Genomic DNA, 21,947 nt, shown 5'->3' on the forward strand with positions numbered 1-21,947 from the left:
GAGAATACTATGGCACTGGACAGCCAAATCCTGGGGGACACCCAGGCGCAAAACTCTGCTGCGCAAAAACTCTACTTCGCCGCCTGGCGGTGGCATTTCTATGCGGGGATTTTCGTCATCCCCTTCCTGATCATCCTGGCTGTCACCGGGTTGATGATGATGTTCATCACCCAATATGACGGCCGCGACGGTGAGAAAATCGCGGCCGAGGTTCAGGGCACCGCCCTGCCCGTCTCACAGCAAGCCGAGGTTGCTTTGGCAGAGGTCTCGGGCACAGTCGTCGAATGGATCGGCCCGAAAGCCGCCGATCTGGCCACCGTTTTCCGCATCAAAACCGAGGCTGGTCAGCGCCTTGTGGCTGTCGACCCCTATGCCGGTGAGGTTCTGCAAATCTGGGATCGCCGCGCGGGTTGGTACGATCTGGCCGACAACATCCACTCGACCCTGCTGATCGGCACGACTGGGGATCGCATCATTGAAATCGCTGCCGGGCTGAGCCTACTGCTGGTCTTCACCGGTCTGTACATGTGGTGGCCGCGCGGCAACGTCATGGCGGCCTTTGTGCCTAACTTGCACGCGCGAGGTCGCGCATTGTGGAAGTCCCTACACGCCGTGATCGGGTTCTGGATGTCCGGGTTGCTGGTTGTCTTCCTGATCTCGGGCCTGTCCTGGGCCGGTGTCTGGGGTGGTATGATCGTACAACCCTGGAGCAGTTTCCCTGCTGAGAAATGGGACAATGTGCCCCTCTCGGACGATATCCACGCCAGCATGAATCACGGGCATCAGAATGACGTCCCCTGGGCGTTGGAACAAACACCTATGCCCGCCTCGGGGTCTCAGGTCGGGATTGATGGCGTACCGCAAGGAACGCCGGTAAATATTGACGCGTTGGTGGCGCTGGGAACCGCGCTGGACATGTCAGGGCGTTTCCGCGTCGCTTATCCCAGCGGCGAGGATGGCGTCTGGACCCTGAACCGCGACAGCATGAGCAGCGACACGACCGATCCGGTGAATGACCGCACCGTTCACGTGGATCAGTATACTGGCAAGATATTGGCGGATGTTCGGTATAAGGACTACTCGCTGATGGGGAAATCCATGGCTGTTGGCATTCCGTTTCACATGGGGCTGATGGGCACGTGGAATTTTGCCCTGAACGTCCTGTTTTGCCTGTCTGTCATCTTTGTCTGCGTCTCGGGCGTGGTGATGTGGCTGAAACGGCGACCTCAAGGTGCCGGGCGTCTGGCCGCGCCACCGATGCCGGCGGAATTACCGCTGTGGAAAGGGGCAGTCGTGATTGGCCTGTTCACCGCAATGGCCTTCCCGTTGGTTGGTCTGACCTTGCTGGCTGTTCTGATCTTTGACCTGCTGCTGGTCAGCAATATCCCGGCAATGAAAAAGGCCATGAGCTGACAAATCCGGGCCGCATCGCTTTGGTGCGGCCCGATCAAACCGGATGTTTCCGCTATCCGGCCTTGGCAGCATCCCTCAAAGGCCCTAACACAGGTCCCCAGAGGGATAGCAGCCATGAAGACAAGAGATATGAACCGGGATTGGATCGCCACCGCCGCCACTTTGAACAGCGCCTTGCCGTACCTGCAACGCTATGACGGAGCCATTGTCGTCATTAAGCTGGGTGGCCACGCTATGGGCAGTGACGAAGCGATGGAAAGCTTTGCCCGCGACGTTGTTCTGATGCGTCAGGTTGGCGTGAACCCGGTGGTTGTGCATGGTGGCGGGCCAATGATCAACGCGATGCTGGATCAGCTGAACATCCAGTCCGAGTTTGTGAACGGCAAACGTGTGACCGACAAGGCCACCGTCGAAGTTGTCGAGATGGTTCTGTCCGGCCTGGTGAACAAGCGCATCGTACAAGCGATCAATGGTCAGGGCGGCAAAGCGGTGGGTCTGTCCGGCAAGGACGCCAACTTGATTGTCTGCGATCAGGCCGACCCTTCGCTTGGGTTTGTCGGGTCTCCGTCCGAGATGGACCCGGCTATCTTGCATAACCTGTTCGCGCATGATGTGATTCCGGTAATTGCGCCTTTGGGAGCAGGTAAGAACGGCGAAACCTTTAACATCAACGGTGATACCGCCGCCGGGGCAATTGCGTCGGCGCTCAAGGCGGACCGGCTGCTGCTGCTGACGGACGTTTCGGGTGTGAAGAACGCGGGCGGCGAAGTTGTGACCGAGCTCAAAGCCGGTCAGATCCGCGAGATGACCATGGACGGCACCATTGCGGGCGGGATGATCCCCAAGACCGAAACGGCGCTGGACGCCCTGCACAGCGGTGTACGAGCGGTTGTCATTCTGGACGGGCGCGCGCCCAATGCGGTGTTGCTGGAGCTGTTCACCGAACACGGCGCCGGCTCGCTGATCCGACCCGACTAATCACCTAGCGGAGGAGACATGACCGGACATCCCCCGACCTCCTCAACTAAATCTTATGACCGCGTGGAAGATGCGGCGCTGCAGGTGGGTCTGACCGTAATGGGTGCGCTGCACCCGCACCGGGTTGATGCCAAACAACTGGATCATGGCACCTTGATCCTGCTGGGTGCCGGACCGTCCTTTTGGCCCGCATTGAAATCCTCGCCCGAGTGGCAAAGCGACCACCCGGTTGATCGGTGGTCAACACGCGTGGTCGGTCAATTGGCCCTTGATCTGGGTGCCGAGGCGCATTTTCCTTTCGGCGGCCCGCCCTATGCGCCGTTCATCGACTGGGCGCTGAAATCCGGCCGCACTTTCAGCAGCCCGGTAGGCGCGCTGGTGCATGATACCGTTGGCATGATGATCTCATTCCGTGGGGCGCTGCATTTTGCCGAGGAATTCGCCATCCCCGAGGCGCCCGGGGTCTCGCCATGCGCCACCTGCCCGGCCCCGTGCACCCAGACCTGCCCGGTCGGTGCGCTGAACAGTCAAAGATTTTATGACGTCGATGCCTGCCACGGTCACCTGTCCACCGATGCGGGGCGAACCTGTATGACCGGTGGGTGTCTGGCGAGGCTGTCCTGCCCGCTTAGCGAAGGTGCGGGGCGCGATCGGGAGCAGTCCGCCCATCACATGAAGGCCTTTCACCCGTCATGAGCCGCACCCTGATCCTGACCCGCCACGCGAAATCCAGTTGGAATGATCTGAATCTTGCGGATCATGATCGCCCTTTGAACAAACGCGGGCGCAAATCGACCCCGGCGATAGCCGGTTGGCTGCGCGCAAACGGCTGGCTGCCGAATGAGGTGCTAAGTTCGACATCGACCCGAACACGTGAAACCTGGGACCGGATGGGGTTGCAGGCGGACAAGATCACGTTTCACCGCGCGCTTTATCACGCGGAGTCCGAGGACATTCTGACCGAGTTGTCGGGGGCGACAGAACCCACAGTGCTGATGCTGGGCCACAACCCCGGGATCGGCGTCTTTGCCAGCCGCATTGTCCGGGAGGTACCGGACCACGCCCGGTTCCACGACTACCCGACCTGCGCCACGACCGTGATCCGGTTTGATATCGACGACTGGGCGGACGTCCGATGGCACAGCGGCACCGTGCAGGGATTTGTCATTCCACGCGAACTGCTGGAATGAAAAAAGGCGGGGCAAAACCCCGCCTTTTCGTCCGTTTCACTGGGATCAGTGGCCCAGAATCTGGCTAAGGAACAATTTGGTCCGCTCTGACTGTGGGTTGTTGAAGAACTCTTCCGGTTCGTTCTGTTCCACAATCTGACCGGCATCCATAAAGATCACGCGGTTCGCCACCTGACGAGCAAAGCCCATCTCGTGCGTGACGCACAGCATGGTCATGCCTTCCTCGGCCAGCTCGATCATGGTGTCGAGCACCTCTTTGATCATCTCAGGGTCCAGCGCCGATGTCGGTTCATCGAACAACATGATCCGCGGCATCATGCAGAGCGAGCGGGCAATCGCCACACGCTGCTGTTGACCGCCCGAAAGCTGACCGGGGTATTTGTCGGCCTGCTCAGGGATTTTCACCTTTTCCAGGAAATGCATCGCACGCTCTTCGGCTTCTTTCTTGGGCGTCTTACGCACCCAGATCGGGGCCAGCGTGCAGTTTTCCAAAATGGTCAGGTGCGGGAACAAGTTGAAGTGCTGGAACACCATGCCAACCTCGGATCGGATCTTGTCGATGTTTTTCAGGTCATTCGACAACTCGGTCCCATCCACGACGATCCTGCCTTGCTGGTGTTCCTCCAGCGCGTTCAGGCAGCGGATCAGGGTAGACTTTCCCGATCCCGACGGCCCCGCGATCACAATCCGCTCGCCCTGATTGACGGTCAGATTGATGTCGCGCAGCACGTGGAAGGCCCCGTACCACTTGTTCATGTTGGTGATTTCGATGGCGACCTCGTCGCTCACCTGCATCTTCGAGCGGTCGATTTCGCGTTCTATTGCAAGTTCAGACATGGGTTGAACTCCTTAACGGTGGCCAGTCTGAAGCTTGCGCTCCAGATACATGGAATAACGGGACATGGAGAAACAGACGACGAAGAACAGCACGCCGATAAAGGCAAACAGCTCCCAGTAGACGCCATTCCAAGCAGTATCGGCGCGGATGCCATTGGTAAGGCCGATCACGTCGAAAAGACCGATGATCGAGACCAGCGTGGTATCCTTGAAAATGCCGATAAAGGTACTCACGATGCCCGGGATCGAGATTTTCAGCGCTTGCGGCATGATGATCAGCCGTTGGGCCTGCCAGTAGTTCAGGCCCAGACTGTCGGCCCCTTCGTACTGACCACGCGGCAAGGCTGCCAGACCACCCCGGATCACCTCGGCCATGTAGGCGGCCGAGAACAGGGTCATCATGATCATCACTCGCAGGATGATGTCAAAATTTGTACCCGGCGGCAGGAACAGGTTCAAAAGCAGCGAGGCCACGAACAGCAGAGTGATCAGCGGCACGCCGCGGATGAACTCGATAAAGCCCACGCACAGGTATTTGACGATCATCAGATCGGACTGCCGACCCAGCGCCAGAACGATGCCAATGGGCAGCGAGACACCAATGGCCACAACACCCAACAAGATCGCCAGCATGAAGCCACCAAAGTCGCGGCTTTGGACCGGTTCGATACCAATGGGAATCACTGAATCAATCGCAACAGCAACCGGACCAGAGGCAAACAACCACCAGAGTATCGGCAATACAATCGCCAGAATCAGCGCCGTCAAGGAACCTGCGGCGGGTAGCGCCAGCTTGTATACAAAGTACCCAATGGCGAACCCAGCAGCGACCATCAGCGGCCCCCAAATGCTTCCACCCCACATCAGCCAAGGCAGCAGGAACGGATAGGCCGCCGTAACGAACAGCAGCTTCCGCGGTGCTTTGGTGAACAGGACCGGTGCAATTGACACAAGCAACAGAATAAAGGTCAGATTCGGCCGAAAATAGGCGGGCCAGCCACCGGTTTCAGGCGGATTAGACCACGTTGCGTCCGGATGTGCCGGATAAGGCGGATAGAACCCGTACAGCAATTGCAGCCACCGGTCCTTGATAACACCCCAGCAGGCATGGCCATGAGTATCACCCCATGTCGCCATCATGATCTCACGACACTCTGACAGAGAATTGGCGTTCCACACGGATTCGAACGTCCATGACAGAATGTTGGACAGCGCATAGTAGATTAAGTACAGCGCAGCTAAGGTCAGGATGGCGTTGAGCCAGCTTGAGAACAGATTATGCCTGATCCAGCCAAGTATTCCGACCTCGGATGCGGGCGGTTCCTTTTCCGGCAGCATCTCCGTGCGGACAAATGAAACATCACTCATATTACCGCTCCACCAGTTTGACACGGTTGTTGTACCAGTTCATCACCGCCGAAATGCTCAGCGAGATGGCCAGATAGACCAGCATCAACAGCAGAACACATTCCAGTTCGCGGCCGGTCTGGTTCATGGTGATGCCACCCAAAGTACCCGTGATGTCCATATATCCAACCGCAATCGCCAGTGACGAGTTCTTGGTCAGGTTCAGATAGTTCGAGATCATCGGCGGGATGATCACCCGCAGGGCCTGCGGCAGGACCACCAGACGCATGGTTCGACCCGGGCGTAGGCCCAGTGCGGATGCGGCCTCGGTCTGGCCTTTCGAGATGGCCAAAATACCAGCGCGCACGATCTCGGCGATAAAGGCCGCGGTGTACAACGACAGGGCCAGCCAAAGGGCAATCAGCGAGTTTCGTAGATGGGTGCCGCCGGTAAAGTTAAAGCCTTTCAGCTCGGGGAAGCCCAGATGGAAGCCCAGCGCGCCCAGCAGGATAGCCGACGGCACAAAAAACAGACCCAACTGGATGTGCCAGATGGTCGGACGATCACCCGTCTTTTCCTGCGTCGCATTGGCCCAAGCCGACACTTTGCGCATGGCAAAGATACTGCCTCCCATCACGATCAGGAAAGCGATCAAGTCCAGCGATACATCAAAGCGCAGGCTCGACGTGCCGAACAGGTGAATATCTCCCAACCCGCGCGAGAACAGGAATTCAGGCACATATACGCCGCGATTGGTCACCGCGACCGTGCCGAAAAGATCCATCGTGGCTTCTGGGTTTTCACCCCGGAAGGCGCGCGGTGCCGGTAGGCTTTCGATCAGGATCGCCATGGCGAACACGATCCACAGCAGCACTGGCACGTTGCGGAACATTTCCACGTAGACGGTCATGATCCGGGCGACCAGCCAGTTGTTCGAAAGGCGCAGAACACCAACCATGACGCCGATGATCGTTGCCGTGATACAGCCCAGAACTGCGACAACCAGCGTGTTCAGCAAGCCTATTAATGCCGCACGCAGATGGGTATCGCGCGAGTCGTATTCCAGCAGACGCTGGTTGATGTCATAGCTGGCCGGTTCGGCAAAAAAATCGAACCCGACTGTTCTGCCCAGTGTTTCGAGGTTCTGAATGGTGTTGTTGATAATCCAGGCTGCCAGAAGCATGAAACCGATCATCGCTATGACCTGAATGGTCGCAGATCGGTACCGCGTATCGTAAAGGAGCATGGACAGCCGGAAGTGCTCCTTCGGCGGGTCAGTGAGTGTCGTCATGACCTATGTTTTTCCCCGTGCATCCCGGTTTATGGCAGAGTTTGCTTCTGCTCAGATCGTTCCGGGCGTGTTTCTTATGGAAGGAAAAAGGGCGCAGGTTGCCCCGCGCCCTTTTCCGTGGTTTTTAGCGGAAGGGCGGTGCGTAAAGCAGACCGCCATCAGTCCACTGAGCGTTCAGGCCGCGCGCCAGACCGATCGGAGTTTCTTCACCGATGTTCTTGGCAAACACTTCGCCATAGTTGCCGCCGACTTTGATCGCGCGCTGTGCCCAGTTCGCGTCCAGACCCAGCATCTCACCCAGCGTACCTTCGGTACCCAACAGGCGGTTCACCTCTGGGTTGTCGGTGGCACCACTGGACATCTCGTCGATGTTCGCCGAGGTTACACCCAGCTCTTCCGCCGCGATCAGCGCGTTTAGGGTCCAACGGACCACATCGCCCCACTCGTGATCGCCGTGGCGGACCAGCGGGCCCAGCGGCTCTTTCGAGATGATTTCGGGCAGAATCACGTGATCACCGGCGTTTTCGAAGGTGGCGCGAGTCGCCGCCAGGCCGGAAGCGTCCGTGGTATAGACGTCACAGGCACCCGCCAGATACTGCTGTTGCGCTTCGGCGTTGGTTTCGATCGGAACCGGCTCGTAGCTCATGTTGTTGATACGGAAGAAATCCGCCAGGTTCAGTTCGGTTGTAGTGCCGGTCTGAATGCAGACGGTCGCACCGTCCAGTTCCTTGGCCGAGCTGACGCCCAGAGCCTTTGGAACCATGAAGCCCTGACCATCATAGTAGTTGATGCCGACGAATTCGAACTTCAGGTCAACATCGCGGCTGAAGGTCCAGGTGGTGTTACGGGCCAGCATGTCGATCTCACCCGAAGCCAGCGCGGTAAAGCGTGTTTTACCGGTGGTCGGAATGAATTCCACGGCGGTCGGATCGTCCAGAACGGCGGCTGCAACGGCGCGGCACACGGCCACGTCAAAACCCTGCCATTCACCATTTGCGTCCGGGCTGGCAAAGCCGGGTACACCGCTTGCCACACCACAGTTCAGTTTGCCGCGTGCCTTGACATCATCGGCAGTTCCCGCCGCAGCTGCACCAGCAGCAAGGCCGGCGATAGTTGCCACGCCCAAGATTACGGATTTTTTCATTTTTACCTCTTCCTGATTTTCCGTCCCCATCCAGAAACGGCTCTGTCCGGCACCTTTGGCACCAGAAAGGTTTCCCCAAAGGTGTCTCCCCTTTAGTGGGCACGAGTTTGGGCGTAATCATAAACAAACGTCAAGGCCCGGATCAGGGAAAACGATGATTCAATTCAGGGATGACTCATCCGACGCTGGAAAATCAGGTTTTGAGGGATCAAATCGAGAGATCAAAGAACTTTTTTGCGTGTAAAAAGGCCGCCTTCTTAGTTTCCGCTACGTCAAATGCTTCGTCATCATGACCCCATTGTTCAATCTGCCAAAGCTCATCCAGCCTGGAAATTTCCCAGATTTTTTCTGCCTCGCGCCAGTTTTGGGCAGCAGCAAAACCTAGAACAAGCGAGCCCGACAGGCTGACAAGGTCATGAAAGGCGGCCAATTGAAAATCACTAAGCCCATGAACACGCTGCCTTAGGCTGGTCAGAGCCGCATCTGGCTGAGGCTGATGCAGCACGCCGACAACAGGCAGCAGTCGCGCACAAAGCACTTCGGCCGCCCAGTCCAGGGCCGGGTTCCATTGCTCGGCCTGACGCTCCTGCAATCCCTGCGGGTGTGCTGCGCGGTAACACAGCAGATCAGAATCTCCGTAGTCGGCCAGCAGGTCCGCAACCTCGGCGTGTTGATGGCGGACCTTGTCGATGGCCGCATTGGCCGAGCGAGTGAAAGGCATGACCGTCGGGTCAACCTCTTTTTCCTGTGCATCCCATTCCGCAGCCACCTGTGCGGCCATAGCACGTGTTGGCAGGATCAACGCCGCCTTGGCCGGAGTTTTCACACGGCGGCCGTCCAATTCGACGGTGAACCCACCTTCGGCATCAACCACCGCACACTCGGCCCAAAATCGTTTCGGCTTCCAATCACTCATTTTGTCAGGTCCAGATTTCGTCCAGCGCCTGCGGCAACTGGTCAAAAGTTTCAATTACACAGGTCGCACCATCCAGAGCGGACCGGTCGTGATAACCCCAGCTGACACCGATGCCTGTCACCCCGGCTGCAAGCGCCATGTCCATGTCGAATCTGGTGTCGCCGATCATGACTGTATTGGCTGCATCCACTCCGGTTTCGCTGCGCGCGGTGTCGATCATCGAAGGGTGTGGTTTCGACGGATGATGATCCGCCACCTGCCGGGTCACGAAATAATGCTCCAGCCCGTGTGCCTCGATTAACGCATCCAACCCGCGTTGGGATTTACCTGTGGCCACGCCCAGCAAAATTTCAGGCACCGCGTGCAGCGCCTCAATAGCGTCCCGCGCCCCGGGATAGAGTGGAGAGCTTGCCGCCCCCTGTTCTAAACGGTGTGCGTGGTAGGCCTGTTTATACCCCTCGACCAGACGCTGTTGATCGCTATTCGAATGTTCAGGCGCCAGTTGCGCCATCGCGTTTGGCAAAGACAGGCCGACAATGGACAGAATCGCCTTACGGACAGGCACCGGCAACGACAATGCCTGAAAACTGGCTGTCATTGCCGCCACGATGCTGCCCTGACTGTCGACCAGAGTACCATCCACATCGAACAGCACCAAACGCAGAGGTGCGCTCATTGCAGTTCCTCGAACGGGTCATCGGCGGCCAGATCCTCGGTCCAGCCGAACGTGTCCCAGCTGTGTTTCATGTGATCCGGCAACGGTGCCGTGACCGTGATGGTCTTGCGCGTTACCGGATGCTGGAACGAAGCCTGACGTGCATGCAAATGCAGTTTCTTGCTGATGACGCCGCCCAGTTGCGCGCCCCATCCGTCACCCAGGTTTTCCTGTCCCGAGCCGCCGTATTTGCCGTCGCCGATGATCGGATGCCCAATCGCCGCCATATGCGCGCGCAGCTGATGTGTGCGGCCAGTAATTGGCTCCATCGCCACCCATGCGGCGCGACCAGCCACTCGGTAGAGCGTGGCATAGAGCGTATGTGCCCGTTTTGCGCCCGGCGTATCGTTGATTTCATTCAGATGCACGGGGATCATCTTTTCGCCTTCACCGTGCTTGCCGTGGCCTGCGGCTTTGACCAGCCCGGTCTTGATCTCACCCAGGTATGGCGTCGGCACACCGGCCACCAGCGCCCAGTAGATCTTGCGCGTGTCGCGGTGACGGAACGCGGCAGTCAGCCCCTTGGCCGCCTCGCGCGTGCGCGCAAGCAGCAGAACGCCCGAAGTGTCCTTGTCCAGTCGGTGCACAAGGCGGGGGTTCTCGTCATAGCCAAAACGCAGCGCTTCCGACAGGCTATCAACGTGGCGCGTCTGGCCACTGCCACCCTGAACCGGCAGACCCTGGGGCTTGTTCAGTGCCAGAACGTCATCATCACGATAGATGACGCAGGATTGGATCATCTTGGCGTCCGCATCCGAAATACGGTGTTTGACTTCGACCGGCTTGTGATCGACATCGGGCAAAGGCGGCACGCGCACGACCTGACCGACCTCAAGCCGGGTCGACGCTTTCACCCGTCCGCCATCAACCCGCAACTCACCCTTTCGGCACATCTTTTCGATGCGGCCCTGGCTGACATGCGGGAACAGGCGGCGCAGCCACCGGTCCAACCGCTGGTCGCCATCACCCTCTGCCACGCTGATCATCTGTACGCCGCTCATGCCGATATCCCCTGCGTCGCGCGACGTGTTCGCGCGCCAAGCCTGTCTGTACGTGTCATAGAAAACATGCGCGTCTGTGGCGTGCCAAAGGCCAAGAGTCAACCGTTCCGCTGGGCCCTCAGCTTAGCAAAATAGTCCAACCGCTTTTTCAACTCGCGTTCGAACCCACGTTCGACCGGCTGATACAGTTCAGGCCGATCCATACTGTCAGGAAAGTAGTTCTGGCCGGAAAACCCATCCTCGGCATCGTGGTCATACGCATAGCCCGCGCCATAACCCTGATCCTTCATCAGCGAGGTCGGCGCGTTCAGGATATGCTTGGGCGGCGGCTCACTGCCCGATTGCTTGGCCAGCCGCATCGCCGCCTTGTAACCGACATATGCACCGTTCGATTTGGGGGCCAGGGCCAGATAGACCAGCGCCTGTGCCAAGGCCAGTTCACCCTCGGGACTGCCCAACCGTTCATAGGTCTGCCACGACTGCAGGCAGATCGCCTGAGCTTGCGGATCGGCCAGACCGATATCCTCGACGGCCATCCGGGTGATCCGCCGCGCCAGATAGCGCGGGTCCTCACCCCCCGTCAGCATCCGCGCGAACCAATAGAGCGCCGCGTCCGGGTCAGACCCACGTACCGATTTGTGCAGGGCCGAGATCAGGTTGTAGTGCTCGTCACCCGATTTGTCGTATTTCGCTGCCCGACGCATCAGCCGGGTCGACAGCGCATCCGGGTCCAGCGGGGTATCAACCTTCCACGCGGCGATCTGTTCGATCAGGTTCAACAACGCGCGCCCGTCGCCGTCGGCCATTTCCTGCAGCGCCTCGCGGGCGGGGCCGGTCAGCGGCAGTGCACGGTCCAGCTCTTTTTCCGCCCGTTGGGTCAGCCGCTCCAGATCACGAAGGCTGAGCCGTTCCAGCACCAGTACCTGCGCCCGGCTGAGCACAGCAGCGTTCAGCTCAAAAGACGGGTTTTCGGTCGTGGCCCCGACCAGCAGGATCGTCCCATCCTCCATATGCGGCAGGAACCCGTCTTGCTGGGCTTTGTTGAACCGGTGAATCTCATCCACGAACAGCAGCGTGCCCTGCCCGTTCTGGCGCCGTATTTTGGCGGCTTCGAACACTTTCTTCAGGTCAGGGACACCAGTGAAGATCGCGCTTATCTGAACGAAATGCAGATCGGTTTCCTGCGCCAGCAACCGCGCAATGGTGGTTTTGCCCACACCCGGCGGCCCCCAGAACACCAGACTGGACAAGCTGCCCGAGGTCAGCATGACCCCCAGTGGTCCGTTCGGGCCCAGCACCTGCGCCTGCCCGATCACTTCGGCCAGCGTTTGCGGCCGCAGTCGATCCGCCAGCGGGCGATGCGCGGGCGGTGTGGGCGCGGCAGCCCCGGTGTCGAACAGATCGCTCACGTTTTACAGCCGGAACCGCAGGGACACTGAACGGCCGCCGCGCTGAATGTCAAAAATCACCCTGCGCCCCGGATCGGTCAGCGCATCCACCACGTCCTGTGGGTGATCGATCTGCGCGCCGTTGATGCCACTGACCACATCGCCCGCACGCAACCCGGACCGCCCGCCATATGGACCTGCATCCACCACGGCAACACCGGTTTGCGACAGCACCAACCCCATCCGCGTGATGACTGCAGGGTTGATACGCGAGACGGTCAGCCCCGGCATCACCGTCTGGTCGTCCAGCGTGGTCTCGTCGGATGCCGGGGTTTCAGGTGCCCTGATCAGGGCCACTTCGACCTCTGCGCTTTCCTCTCCGCGCAACCGGGTCATAATCGACGTGCCGCCAACGCCCGCCACCGACATGCGGAATTTCATCTCAGCCGGAGAGTTTACTTCATCCCCATCCACACGTGTCACCACGTCGCCGACGCGCAGCCCGGCATCGGCTAGTGGGCTCAGGGGATGAAGGTCGGAAATCACTACACCCAACGGGATCACCAGACCCAGAGATTCGGCGATATCGGCGCTCATGTGCTGGCCCGCCATTCCGGCCCAGGGGCTGACGAAGCTGTCATTGCCCTCCTGCGCCTGCCGCAGAAACTCGGCCACCAGATTGGCTGGAATCGCAAATCCAATTCCGTTCGACCCGCCCGAGCGGGTAAGGATGGCAGTGTTGATCCCAATAAGGTCACCATTCACATCAATCAGCGCGCCGCCCGAATTGCCCGGATTGATCGCCGCGTCCGTCTGAATGAAGTAACCGCGCGCATTGCCAGTGGCAGCCCCCGTGCGGGCCAGGCCCGAGATGATGCCAGACGATACGGTCTGTCCCACCCCGAAAGGGTTGCCGATGGCCAGCGCCAGTTCGCCCACTTCGACATGATCGGAATCGCGCAGTTGCAGGAACGGCAGCTTGTCCGCCTCTTGCAACCGCAGAATGGCGATATCGCTTTCCTTGTTTCCCAACACCACCTGCGCCGAATATTCCCGCCGGTCCGTCGTCACCACACGGATTTCCGTGGCCGTACCGACAACGTGGTAGTTTGAGACGACGTAGCCATCCTGCGACAGGATCACCCCCGATCCCAAGGAGTTCTGAACCCGTGGGCGCGGCTCGGCCATGCCGCCGCCAAAGAAATCCCGAAAGAATGGGTCCGAGAAAAACGGGTTCGACCGCCCCTGTCGGACGATCTTGGCATAGATATTGACGACCGCGGGCGAGGCCTCTTTGACCACCGGCGCAAAACCCAGCGAAATTTCGGCCTGTGTCTGCGGTACGCGGGTTTCAGCAGTGGCTACCGAAGCACATGCCATGGAAAAAGCAATAAGTGTCGCGCGGAACATAAAAACCTCAACCTGCAGAGTTGAACTCGATATGCGCCCCCGCGGAAGGTAATGCAAGCATCTGCTGGCGGTCAGTCCAGAGGAGCGTGCAGCCGCGTACCCTTGGTAATGATCCCGCCGCGATTGCCAACATCAATGGTTCCGTAGCGCTGCTTGAATACCTCAGGTAATTCGCGGTCCCCCTCGGGCGATAGCCAGAGACGGAACAGATGACGCCGCTCGGCCGAGCTCGGCCAATCGGTGAACCCTGTCCGGTCGTGCAGTTGAGAATGATTGTAGACGAACTGCATGTCTCCGGGCTGCAGCCGCATGGTCAGGTACAGTTCCGGATCATTGGCCAACGCATCAAACCTGTCCAATGCTGCAACGTGGTCGGAAGTCAGGCGCATGGCATCAGGAAACCTTTGCGCGCTATCGATATACTGGCGCTGGTAGAACACGGTGAGCTTGCCGTCGTGCCAGCAAAATGGGGGGATCGTCATGAATGGCTGCATACCTTCCGGCACTTCGCCACGGCGGTCGGTCGCGATGGGGTCGAACAAACGCCGTAGCAGGTCAGGGCACTCGGCACGCATCCGGTTATAGATAGTTTCGGCACTGACCAACAGTGAATCCCCGCCCTCTTTGGCGTCACGCAAACATAGCAGCCCGACGATATCGGCGCTGTCCGTGTGAAAGGTCTGCCGCTCGTGGGTCTGGTAAATCCGCGTGTTCGGATCATTGGCATCCGCGCCAATGTCACGGACATGCCCCAGAATGTGGCCCTGAGCGTTCTGTGAACGGGCAGACCCCAGATGTGCCCCCGTCCCGCAAAAAATCGCCGCTGCCATCTCTTGCGTGTACGATTGCACCGGAAGGCCCCGGATTACCTCGAACCCGATCCCGTTGATCAATTTGTCGCGCAGATGTTGCAGATGGCGGTCAAATCGTTGCAACGGAAAATCAGCTTTTGAAATTTCTCCGATGTCGCGCCCCAAGCTCAGATAGTAACGGGCGGCTTGCTCAAGATCGGCGATGTCCTCAGGCGACAGATCGACAATCCATTCATACTGACGCGCGTTCATCCCTTGCCCGGTCCAAGCGGAAGGTCCTGTGAATTCACTGGGTATCTCGGATAATTCCGTCATCATAAGTCCTCCGCACTCATGTCACCGAGTGACGTGGGAAAGCCGGGTTTCATTGCCGGAAATCACCGGAAATGATGTTCATGCGACGACATACCTGCAATGACCACCTACACACGCAGGCAGCACACGCATCATTCGACCGGCGACCAATCCTGGCCGGGATCGTAGGTCGTAATCTCCGCGGTTGTTTCCAGTGTCTCAGGGCCAAAATCCGCCTCGAAAACAATTCCGTTCTCGCCCACAAGGAAGGAATGGATACCGGTTTCACCATAATCGGCAGGCACTGCCAGAAGGGCGTGCCCGGCGACAAACCTGTTAGCCACATAATAGGAATAGGCGCCACCCGGTGCATTTGGGCCCTGCTCTTGCAGGATGGTATAGTAATACCCAAGGAAGGGCTCGGCGTCATAGTCCGTCTCGCCATCACTCCACCCAGACGCGGCAGCGCGGGCCAGTGCCGCACCGACAAAGCTGTCTTCCTCTGGCCAGAACAGCCCGTTTCGCTGTCCGGGATCGGCAATGATCGTCTGGGCAAACTCCATTACCCCATCGCCATTATGATCGACCAGCCTGAACGCCGCCTGCAGATCGACATAAGCCTCTAGCAACTCGATCACATCCAGTTCGTTCAAACCAATCTCGCGGGCCGAGAGTTCCTCGACCCCCGCTTCAAGGTCAAATTGCCAACCGTCTTCCCCGCGCGAAATGGGGATCGGGAAAGGCCAGCTGTCTTCGCCCAACAGGATGACAACCCTGTCATCCTCTGGCTGAAAGCGGTAACCCTCGGCGTACATGCCCAGCACTTCCTGCCGCCTTTCCTGATCCTCGACTGGATCACCTGTCCCGATCAGGTCTTCGGCCTCGGGTCCAAAAATTTCCAGTAGCTTGTTCTGATCATCCGCCTTCAGGGCATCAACAAAGGCATCCAAGGCAACTTGCGGCGTGTCAAACCGAGCCCCATCCGAAAGTGCCGCACTGGCAGTGGCGGCAAGAAATACAATGGAAAATACCGAATTACGCATCTTACCGTCTCCGCTTTCCCTTGGCGGCATGGCCGCGACTGGACGCGCTGTGGGTTCTCTTCCCTGACGCCTTTTTCTTCATCGCCTGCCCCTTTGAGGCGCTTGGTTTGCGCTGAGCCGTCGCCGTTTTCTTGGCCTGAGGTTTCTTGGCAGCTTGGGGTTTTTGTTTGACGGGCTTTTTTGCTGCATCCGGTCTTTGCTTGGTACGATCGACTGCCTGCTGTTTGGCCGCAGCCTTATCCCGGTCGACATTGCCCCGGTTTACCTGTGGCAAGTCCTTTTTTCCATTGCCCCGGTTGGCAAGCGCCCCGCCAGCGACTGCGCCCGCTCCAGCGGCAACCGCTGCTGCCCGCTCGCGCGATGCGCCATCCCGGCTAATATCAGCAGCACCGGATTCGCGGCTCAGTTTCGCTCGTAACTCATCTGTGCGGCCTTCGGGGCGGTTCACCGGCAGATCACCACGGCCGCCTTCGGGCCTTTTGTGGTTCGAGATTTTATCCTGTGCTTGCTTTTTGCGCTCAGCGTCGGGTTTCCATCCGATATCCGTACGGTCGCCAAGATCAACATTGTCGATATTGACGTTGCGATCGACATCAATGTCGATATCAGGATTCCGCACGATGGGCTGTCCATTCCATCCACCGCAATTCCGACAACCCCAATAGTCGTACCAATCGTCATCGTCGTCAAAAATTTCGTCAATCAAGGCGACCGTGCCAAAGGTCAGCAACGCCGCGCCCACGACGTCTCCGGTAGATGGTCCGGTATAGACTGTCTCGGGATTGTATTGCGGCACATACACGGTTTCGGTGTTTGTTGGTGTGATGACGACTGTTTCATCTTCGGCAACTTCAACAGTTTGTTCAGGACCCGAGACCAAAGCACCAGTGTCAATCGCTTGGTCCCTCATAACCTGCACAGCATCCATCACATCATCTGACTGCGCCAGCATCGCCGTACCCATAGTCTCGGTCCAGTCGATATGGGTGGCCATCTGGCCAACGACTTCGGGAAAAGCCGTTGCAAGAACACTGACCGAAGGATCCCATCCCATTGCTTCGATTTCCGGTTCTAACTCAACAGGATCTCGTTCAGCATTGTCCAGCAAGAAACGCTCGGCCTTCACAATCTCCAGCGGCTGAGTGGCCGCAACGAATATCTGGATAAGCAACGTGTCCGGATAAAGAGCTACCGGAGCAACCAACGTTTGCAGTTCCGCATCTGTCAACAGCTCGGATTGGTCGGTTGACGCTTCTTCGACCGCGGAATCATCAGACGTTTCTTGCGCGTAAAGCGCAGTTGATGCGCCAATACCGAGCGCAAAAATCAGATACTTAAACATATTGCGATCCTTCAATTTCTCAAAGGATCACTCAAGTTTGCGATTCTGGCAACAGGTGGGCATTTGGCCGCTTTCACCTGAGAACCAAAAAACCCCCGCGTCCAGAGACACGGGGGTTAAAAATCAGAAAGCCGGACTTTCTTCTTATTCGTCTGCTGCCTCTTCGGTGGCAACGCGGGCTTTGTCAGCCGCGCCTTTGGCGTCGACGTCACGATCAACGAATTCGATGATCGCCATCGGGGCCATGTCGCCATAGCGGAAGCCAGCTTTCAGGATACGGACATAACCGCCCTGACGCTCGGCATAGCGGGGCCCCAGAACTTCAAACAGCTTTGCGACGTCTTTGTCTTCTTTCAGCTGTGATGCGGCCTGACGGCGGGCGTGCAGGTCGCCGCGCTTGCCCAGAGTGACCAGCTTTTCGATGATCGGGCGCAGTTCTTTTGCCTTGGGCAGAGTTGTTTTGATTTGCTCATGCTCAATGAGCGAGCCAGCCATGTTCGCAAACAGCGCCTTGCGGTGCTCATGAGTACGGTTCAGGCGGCGGTAACCACGTGCGTGACGCATGTTTCAATTCCTTATTTCGCGTTTTGCTTTGTCTGGCCGGCGATGCGTGTCACCGGCTCTCCTTGGGGCGGAAGTGCCCTTGTTGTCCCCGGCAGCCCGGGCATTGGGGAAGACGCGTTTAGAACGCGTCTTCGAATTTCTTCGCCAGATCTTCGATATTGTCGGGCGGCCAATCCTCGACATCCATGCCGAGGTGCAGACCCATGCCGGACAGCACTTCTTTGATCTCGTTCAGCGACTTGCGGCCGAAGTTCGGAGTGCGCAGCATCTCGGCTTCGGTCTTTTGGATCAGGTCGCCGATGTAAACGATGTTGTCGTTCTTCAGGCAGTTTGCCGAACGGACCGACAGTTCCAGCTCGTCCACTTTCTTCAGCAGCAGCGGGTTGAACTCCAGACCATCGTCCTCGTCCTGGCGGCCAGCCGATTCCGGCTCGTCGAAGTTGACGAAGATCGACAGCTGGTCCTGCAGGATACGAGCGGCAAAGGCCAGCGCGTCTTCCGGTGTGATCGAACCATCGGTTTCGATCTTCAGGGTCAGCTTGTCATAGTCCAGAACCTGACCTTCGCGGGTCGGCTGAACGTCATAGGCAACCTTTTTGACCGGCGAATAGATCGCATCGATCGGGATCAGGCCGATAGGTGCGTCTTCCGGCTTGTTCTTCTCAGCAGAGACGTAACCCTTGCCAGTGTTGACGGTCAGTTCCATGAACAGGTCGGCGCCATCGTCCAGGTGACAGATGACGTGGTCGCGGTTCAGAACCTCGATACCGGCGCTTTCGCTGATGTCGCCAGCGGTGACAACTGCGGGACCTTTGGCATTGATCGACAGGCGCTTGGGCCCTTCGACTTCCATGCGCAGGGCAACCTGCTTGAGGTTCAGGATGATATCGGTGACGTCTTCACGCACGCCCGCGACCGAGGAGAACTCGTGCAGGACGTTGTCGATCTGGACGCTGGTGATGGCCGCGCCTTGCAGCGAGCTCATCAGGACGCGGCGCAGGGCGTTGCCCAGGGTCAGACCAAAGCCACGCTCCAGCGGTTCGGCAACTAGGGTTGCCTGACGTGCAGGATCGTTGCCCGGCTTGCCTTCCAGCTGGGTCGGCTTGATCAATTCAGCCCAATTCTTATGGATCATGTAATCCCTCCATTCCTGTCCGCGCCCCATGACCAACAAGGTGCAGACGCCCGAGGTTCAAAATGACGTGCTGGGGCCGTGCAAAAACACTGGCCCCAGCTCAATTCAAAATCGCTTAGACGCGACGACGCTTCGGCGGACGGCAGCCGTTGTGAGCGATCGGTGTCACGTCACGGATCGACGTGATGTTGAAGCCCACTGCAGCCAGCGCACGCAGAGCCGATTCACGACCCGAACCGGGGCCCTGAACTTCGACTTCCAGCGTTTTAACGCCGTGATCCTGCGCCTTTTTGCCTGCGTCTTCTGCAGCCATCTGTGCGGCGTAGGGGGTCGATTTCCGCGATCCTTTGAAGCCCATAGTACCGGCAGACGACCACGCGATGGCGTTGCCCTGCACGTCCGAGATCAGGATCTTGGTGTTGTTGAAGGTCGAGTTCACATGGGCGACGCCCGATGCGATGTTCTTGCGCTCTTTGCGCTTAACGCGAGTCTTGTCACGTGCCATCAGTCAGACCCTCCCTTATTTCTTCTTACCAGCAATGGCCTTTGCGGGGCCTTTGCGAGTACGAGCGTTGGTGTGGGTACGCTGACCGCGAACCGGCAGGTTGCGGCGGTGACGCAGACCGCGATAGCAGCCCAGGTCCATCAGGCGCTTGACATTCATCTGAACTTCACGGCGCAGGTCACCTTCAACGGTGAAGTTTGCGTCGATGTGCTCGCGGATGGCCAGAACTTCGGCGTCGGACAGTTCGTTGACGCGACGGGTCGCATCAATGCCCACGGCTTCGCAGATCGCTTTGGCCGAGGTGTTACCGATACCGGTGATATATGTGAGGGCGATTGGTACCCGCTTTGCAGTCGGGATGTTTACGCCGGCAATACGTGCCACGTGTCACTTTCCTTTTCGTTGCGGTTCCGTAACTCCAGAACCTTTTTTCACAACGCTTTACCGTGGCAGTGAGGCCAGAGGGTTCAGCATTATTCGAGGTGGTCGGGGCAATTGGGACGAATCCCGCCTGCGGTCTTGATTCCCTTTAGGGATGGGGGTCGATATGGGCTTTTGGTGGGGCCGTCAAGCCCCAACCTGAAGTCAGCCCAGAATCGCCTCGATCGAGGCGGTGACTTCCTTGATGTCAGCCAGTCCATTGACCGGGCGCAGATCGCCCTTGGCATAGTAGTAACCGATCAGCGGCGAGGTCTTCTTGTAGTATTCCATCAGTCGCGTACGCAGGCTGTCTTCGTTGTCATCTGCACGACGCTGGAAGTCATTTTCCTTACCGCAATTGGTGCACTTGCCGTCTGCCGGAATCGGTTTGGTGATGTCGTTATAAACCTCACCACATCCAGCGCAGGTCGACCGAGCGGTGATCCGACCGACCAACGCGTCATCGTCGACGCGCATCTCGATCACGGTGTGCAGCGACTGACCCAGCTTGGTCAGCAGCGCCGCCAACGCATCGGCTTGCGCCAGAGTCCGCGGGAAGCCGTCGAAGATAAAACCAGCGCCCGTTTCGGTAGTCAGCTTCTCTTCGATCAGGCCGATCACGATCTCATCGGTGACCAGCTTGCCCGCATCCATGATCGCTGCAACCTTCTGGCCCATTTCGGTGCCCGAAGTCTTAGCCTCGCGTAGCATGTCGCCAGTGCTCAGCTGAACCATGCCGCGTGTTTCGACCAGGTGGCGCGCTTGCGTCCCTTTACCGGCCCCCGGGGGCCCAAGAAGAATAATGTTCATCGACGAGAGGGTCCCTTCCTGCCGCGTTTCTTACCCTTGCCGCGCAGCTGGGACTTTTCGATCAGCCCTTCGTATTGATGCGCCAGCAGGTGGCTCTGAACCTGTTGGATCGTGTCCATGGTCACAGAGACAATAATCAGAACCGAGGTGCCTCCGAAATAGAACGGGATGGCAAACTGGCCCCGTAGGATTTCAGGCAACAGACAGACAGCCGCCAGATAGGCCGAACCCAGAACCAGCACGCGGTTGACCACATATTCCAGATACTCGGCGGTTTTCTTGCCCGGACGGATACCCGGCACAAAACCGTTCTGCTTTTTCAGGTTGTCCGCCACATCATCCGGTTTGAACGACACGTTGAACGTATAGAAATAGGCAAAGAACACGATCATCGAAGCGAAGAACAGCAGGTACAACGGCTGTCCGGGGCCAAAGTTGGCCAGCAGCCACGACATCACCGGCCCGTTGGTTGCACCCGACGAGAAGGTCGAGATCGTCACCGGCAGCAGCAGCAGTGAGCTGGCAAAGATCGCCGGAATAACGCCCGCCGGGTTCACTTTGACTGGCAAGTGGCTGGAACCACCTTCATAGATCTTCATACCGGCCTGACGGCGCGGGTATTGAATGTGGATCTTGCGCAGAGCCCTCTCCATGAACACCACAAAGGTAATCACGGCGATAACCATGACGATCACACCAACGATCACGGCGGGGCTGATCGCACCGCTGCGTCCGCTGGCAAAGAACTGCGCCAATGCAGCCGGAACCTCGGCGATGATGCCGACGAAGATGATCAAAGAGATACCGTTGCCGATGCCACGCGCGGTGATCTGCTCACCCAGCCACATCAGGAACATGGTGCCGCCAACCAGCGTGATCATAGTAGACATACGGAAGAACATGCCCGGATCGGTCGCCAGATCGCCCGATTCCAGCGATACGGCCAGACCATAGGCCTGAACCGTGGCCAGTGCCACGGTGCCGAAACGGGTATATTGGTTGATTTTCTTGCGGCCCTGCTCGCCCTCTTTCTTGAGTTGTTCGAGCGCGGGAACCATAGAAGTTAGCAGCTGCACGATGATCGAGGCTGAAATGTAAGGCATAATGCCGAGGGCAAAAATACCCATCCGCCCCAGCGCCCCGCCGGTAAACATCGAAACCATGCCGCCGATGCCCTGCCCCGCTTGCTCCATGAACTCGCGCAGGGCTTGCCCGTCGATCCCCGGCACCGGAATAAAGGTGCCCAGACGATAGACGATCAGCAAACCCAGCGTGAACAGGATGCGGTTGCGCAGATCGGTGGCTTTACCAAGGGCAGACCAGCTTGTGTTGGCTGCCATTTGTTCTGCTGCTGATACCATAAATCGGTCTCTCTTATGAAAACACCGCCCG

The 21,947-nt window shown here is 58.4% G+C and carries 22 protein-coding genes; 4 read left to right on the forward strand and 18 right to left on the reverse strand.

The window, feature by feature from the left end; genetic code table 11:
* Positions 1-9 precede the first annotated feature (9 nt).
* From RUE5091_RS18775 to RUE5091_RS18790, 4 genes are all read left to right on the forward strand, one after another.
* Complete coding sequence (locus RUE5091_RS18775) at positions 10-1,413, forward strand: PepSY-associated TM helix domain-containing protein (protein ID WP_058283485.1); 1,404 nt, start codon at positions 10-12, stop codon at positions 1,411-1,413.
* Positions 1,414-1,527: 114 nt separating this feature from the next.
* On the forward strand, positions 1,528-2,391 hold the full coding sequence (argB, locus tag RUE5091_RS18780; RefSeq protein ID WP_058283486.1) for an acetylglutamate kinase: 864 nt from the start codon (positions 1,528-1,530) through the stop codon (positions 2,389-2,391).
* 18 nt (positions 2,392-2,409) lie between these two features.
* Positions 2,410-3,087, forward strand: a complete 678-nt coding sequence (locus tag RUE5091_RS18785) for a hypothetical protein (RefSeq protein ID WP_058283487.1) — start codon at positions 2,410-2,412, stop codon at positions 3,085-3,087.
* The gene (locus RUE5091_RS18790) at positions 3,084-3,581 is read left to right on the forward strand and encodes a SixA phosphatase family protein (protein WP_058283488.1); all 498 of its coding nucleotides are present in this window, start codon (positions 3,084-3,086) and stop codon (positions 3,579-3,581) included. Before RUE5091_RS18785 ends, RUE5091_RS18790 begins: the two co-directional genes overlap by 4 nt.
* Positions 3,582-3,626: 45 nt before the next feature.
* On the opposite strand, the gene RUE5091_RS18795 is transcribed toward RUE5091_RS18790, so the two are convergent.
* The 18 genes from RUE5091_RS18795 to secY form a co-directional block, all read right to left on the reverse strand.
* Entirely contained in the window at positions 3,627-4,418 is a 792-nt protein-coding gene (locus tag RUE5091_RS18795) for an amino acid ABC transporter ATP-binding protein (RefSeq protein ID WP_058283489.1), read from the reverse strand.
* Between the two features lie 12 nt (positions 4,419-4,430).
* On the reverse strand, positions 4,431-5,786 hold the full coding sequence (locus RUE5091_RS18800) for an amino acid ABC transporter permease (RefSeq protein ID WP_058283490.1): 1,356 nt from the start codon (positions 5,784-5,786) through the stop codon (positions 4,431-4,433).
* Between the two features lies 1 nt (position 5,787).
* Complete coding sequence (locus RUE5091_RS18805; RefSeq protein ID WP_058283491.1) at positions 5,788-7,056, reverse strand: amino acid ABC transporter permease; 1,269 nt, start codon at positions 7,054-7,056, stop codon at positions 5,788-5,790.
* Between the two features lie 124 nt (positions 7,057-7,180).
* Complete coding sequence (locus RUE5091_RS18810; protein WP_058283524.1) at positions 7,181-8,200, reverse strand: amino acid ABC transporter substrate-binding protein; 1,020 nt, start codon at positions 8,198-8,200, stop codon at positions 7,181-7,183.
* A gap of 208 nt (positions 8,201-8,408) precedes the next feature.
* Positions 8,409-9,116, reverse strand: a complete 708-nt coding sequence (locus RUE5091_RS18815; RefSeq protein WP_058283492.1) for an ATP12 family chaperone protein — start codon at positions 9,114-9,116, stop codon at positions 8,409-8,411.
* Positions 9,117-9,120: 4 nt separating this feature from the next.
* Positions 9,121-9,792, reverse strand: a complete 672-nt coding sequence (locus RUE5091_RS18820; protein WP_058283493.1) for an HAD-IA family hydrolase — start codon at positions 9,790-9,792, stop codon at positions 9,121-9,123.
* Positions 9,789-10,832 carry an RluA family pseudouridine synthase gene (locus tag RUE5091_RS18825; protein WP_058283525.1) on the reverse strand — a complete coding sequence of 348 codons (1,044 nt, stop codon included), beginning with the start codon at positions 10,830-10,832 and terminating at the stop codon, positions 9,789-9,791. Before RUE5091_RS18825 ends, RUE5091_RS18820 begins: the two co-directional genes overlap by 4 nt.
* Positions 10,833-10,930: 98 nt before the next feature.
* On the reverse strand, positions 10,931-12,241 hold the full coding sequence (locus tag RUE5091_RS18830) for a replication-associated recombination protein A (protein ID WP_058283494.1): 1,311 nt from the start codon (positions 12,239-12,241) through the stop codon (positions 10,931-10,933).
* 3 nt (positions 12,242-12,244) lie between these two features.
* Complete coding sequence (locus RUE5091_RS18835; protein ID WP_058283495.1) at positions 12,245-13,630, reverse strand: trypsin-like peptidase domain-containing protein; 1,386 nt, start codon at positions 13,628-13,630, stop codon at positions 12,245-12,247.
* 71 nt (positions 13,631-13,701) lie between these two features.
* Positions 13,702-14,757, reverse strand: a complete 1,056-nt coding sequence (locus RUE5091_RS18840; RefSeq protein ID WP_058283526.1) for a TauD/TfdA family dioxygenase — start codon at positions 14,755-14,757, stop codon at positions 13,702-13,704.
* A 131-nt stretch (positions 14,758-14,888) separates the two neighbouring features.
* Positions 14,889-15,779 carry a DUF2950 family protein gene (locus RUE5091_RS18845; protein ID WP_058283496.1) on the reverse strand — a complete coding sequence of 297 codons (891 nt, stop codon included), beginning with the start codon at positions 15,777-15,779 and terminating at the stop codon, positions 14,889-14,891.
* A 1-nt stretch (position 15,780) separates the two neighbouring features.
* Complete coding sequence (locus RUE5091_RS18850; RefSeq protein ID WP_058283497.1) at positions 15,781-17,121, reverse strand: DUF3300 domain-containing protein; 1,341 nt, start codon at positions 17,119-17,121, stop codon at positions 15,781-15,783.
* A gap of 144 nt (positions 17,122-17,265) precedes the next feature.
* Positions 17,266-17,685 carry a 50S ribosomal protein L17 gene (gene rplQ / locus RUE5091_RS18855; RefSeq protein ID WP_058283498.1) on the reverse strand — a complete coding sequence of 140 codons (420 nt, stop codon included), beginning with the start codon at positions 17,683-17,685 and terminating at the stop codon, positions 17,266-17,268.
* Between the two features lie 118 nt (positions 17,686-17,803).
* Entirely contained in the window at positions 17,804-18,820 is a 1,017-nt protein-coding gene (locus tag RUE5091_RS18860; RefSeq protein WP_058276312.1) for a DNA-directed RNA polymerase subunit alpha, read from the reverse strand.
* Positions 18,821-18,935: 115 nt separating this feature from the next.
* Positions 18,936-19,325: a 30S ribosomal protein S11 gene (gene rpsK / locus RUE5091_RS18865; protein ID WP_058283499.1), complete on the reverse strand. Its 390-nt coding sequence runs from the start codon at positions 19,323-19,325 to the stop codon at positions 18,936-18,938.
* A gap of 15 nt (positions 19,326-19,340) precedes the next feature.
* The gene (gene rpsM, locus RUE5091_RS18870) at positions 19,341-19,709 is read right to left on the reverse strand and encodes a 30S ribosomal protein S13 (RefSeq protein ID WP_058272383.1); all 369 of its coding nucleotides are present in this window, start codon (positions 19,707-19,709) and stop codon (positions 19,341-19,343) included.
* A gap of 201 nt (positions 19,710-19,910) precedes the next feature.
* Complete coding sequence (locus RUE5091_RS18875; RefSeq protein WP_058283500.1) at positions 19,911-20,555, reverse strand: adenylate kinase; 645 nt, start codon at positions 20,553-20,555, stop codon at positions 19,911-19,913.
* Entirely contained in the window at positions 20,552-21,916 is a 1,365-nt protein-coding gene (gene secY / locus RUE5091_RS18880; protein ID WP_058283501.1) for a preprotein translocase subunit SecY, read from the reverse strand. Before secY ends, RUE5091_RS18875 begins: the two co-directional genes overlap by 4 nt.
* Positions 21,917-21,947 lie beyond the last annotated feature (31 nt).

The sequence above is a fragment of the Ruegeria denitrificans genome (assembly GCF_001458295.1).
GTDB classification, from domain to species: domain Bacteria; phylum Pseudomonadota; class Alphaproteobacteria; order Rhodobacterales; family Rhodobacteraceae; genus Ruegeria; species Ruegeria denitrificans.

What these genes read in the sequence shown, in the direction of transcription:
- RUE5091_RS18775 (WP_058283485.1), top strand. Translation starts at nt 10, where the DNA reads ATGGCACTGGACAGCCAAATCCTGGGGGACACCCAGGCGCAAAACTCT.
- argB (WP_058283486.1), top strand. Translation starts at nt 1,528, where the DNA reads ATGAAGACAAGAGATATGAACCGGGATTGGATCGCCACCGCCGCCACT.
- RUE5091_RS18785 (WP_058283487.1), top strand. Translation starts at nt 2,410, where the DNA reads ATGACCGGACATCCCCCGACCTCCTCAACTAAATCTTATGACCGCGTG.
- RUE5091_RS18790 (WP_058283488.1), top strand. Translation starts at nt 3,084, where the DNA reads ATGAGCCGCACCCTGATCCTGACCCGCCACGCGAAATCCAGTTGGAAT.
- RUE5091_RS18795 (WP_058283489.1), bottom strand. Translation starts at nt 4,418, where the DNA reads ATGTCTGAACTTGCAATAGAACGCGAAATCGACCGCTCGAAGATGCAG.
- RUE5091_RS18800 (WP_058283490.1), bottom strand. Translation starts at nt 5,786, where the DNA reads ATGAGTGATGTTTCATTTGTCCGCACGGAGATGCTGCCGGAAAAGGAA.
- RUE5091_RS18805 (WP_058283491.1), bottom strand. Translation starts at nt 7,056, where the DNA reads ATGACGACACTCACTGACCCGCCGAAGGAGCACTTCCGGCTGTCCATG.
- RUE5091_RS18810 (WP_058283524.1), bottom strand. Translation starts at nt 8,200, where the DNA reads ATGAAAAAATCCGTAATCTTGGGCGTGGCAACTATCGCCGGCCTTGCT.
- RUE5091_RS18815 (WP_058283492.1), bottom strand. Translation starts at nt 9,116, where the DNA reads ATGAGTGATTGGAAGCCGAAACGATTTTGGGCCGAGTGTGCGGTGGTT.
- RUE5091_RS18820 (WP_058283493.1), bottom strand. Translation starts at nt 9,792, where the DNA reads ATGAGCGCACCTCTGCGTTTGGTGCTGTTCGATGTGGATGGTACTCTG.
- RUE5091_RS18825 (WP_058283525.1), bottom strand. Translation starts at nt 10,832, where the DNA reads ATGAGCGGCGTACAGATGATCAGCGTGGCAGAGGGTGATGGCGACCAG.
- RUE5091_RS18835 (WP_058283495.1), bottom strand. Translation starts at nt 13,630, where the DNA reads ATGTTCCGCGCGACACTTATTGCTTTTTCCATGGCATGTGCTTCGGTA.
- RUE5091_RS18840 (WP_058283526.1), bottom strand. Translation starts at nt 14,757, where the DNA reads ATGACGGAATTATCCGAGATACCCAGTGAATTCACAGGACCTTCCGCT.
- RUE5091_RS18845 (WP_058283496.1), bottom strand. Translation starts at nt 15,779, where the DNA reads ATGCGTAATTCGGTATTTTCCATTGTATTTCTTGCCGCCACTGCCAGT.
- RUE5091_RS18850 (WP_058283497.1), bottom strand. Translation starts at nt 17,121, where the DNA reads ATGTTTAAGTATCTGATTTTTGCGCTCGGTATTGGCGCATCAACTGCG.
- rplQ (WP_058283498.1), bottom strand. Translation starts at nt 17,685, where the DNA reads ATGCGTCACGCACGTGGTTACCGCCGCCTGAACCGTACTCATGAGCAC.
- RUE5091_RS18860 (WP_058276312.1), bottom strand. Translation starts at nt 18,820, where the DNA reads ATGATCCATAAGAATTGGGCTGAATTGATCAAGCCGACCCAGCTGGAA.
- rpsK (WP_058283499.1), bottom strand. Translation starts at nt 19,325, where the DNA reads ATGGCACGTGACAAGACTCGCGTTAAGCGCAAAGAGCGCAAGAACATC.
- RUE5091_RS18875 (WP_058283500.1), bottom strand. Translation starts at nt 20,555, where the DNA reads ATGAACATTATTCTTCTTGGGCCCCCGGGGGCCGGTAAAGGGACGCAA.
- secY (WP_058283501.1), bottom strand. Translation starts at nt 21,916, where the DNA reads ATGGTATCAGCAGCAGAACAAATGGCAGCCAACACAAGCTGGTCTGCC.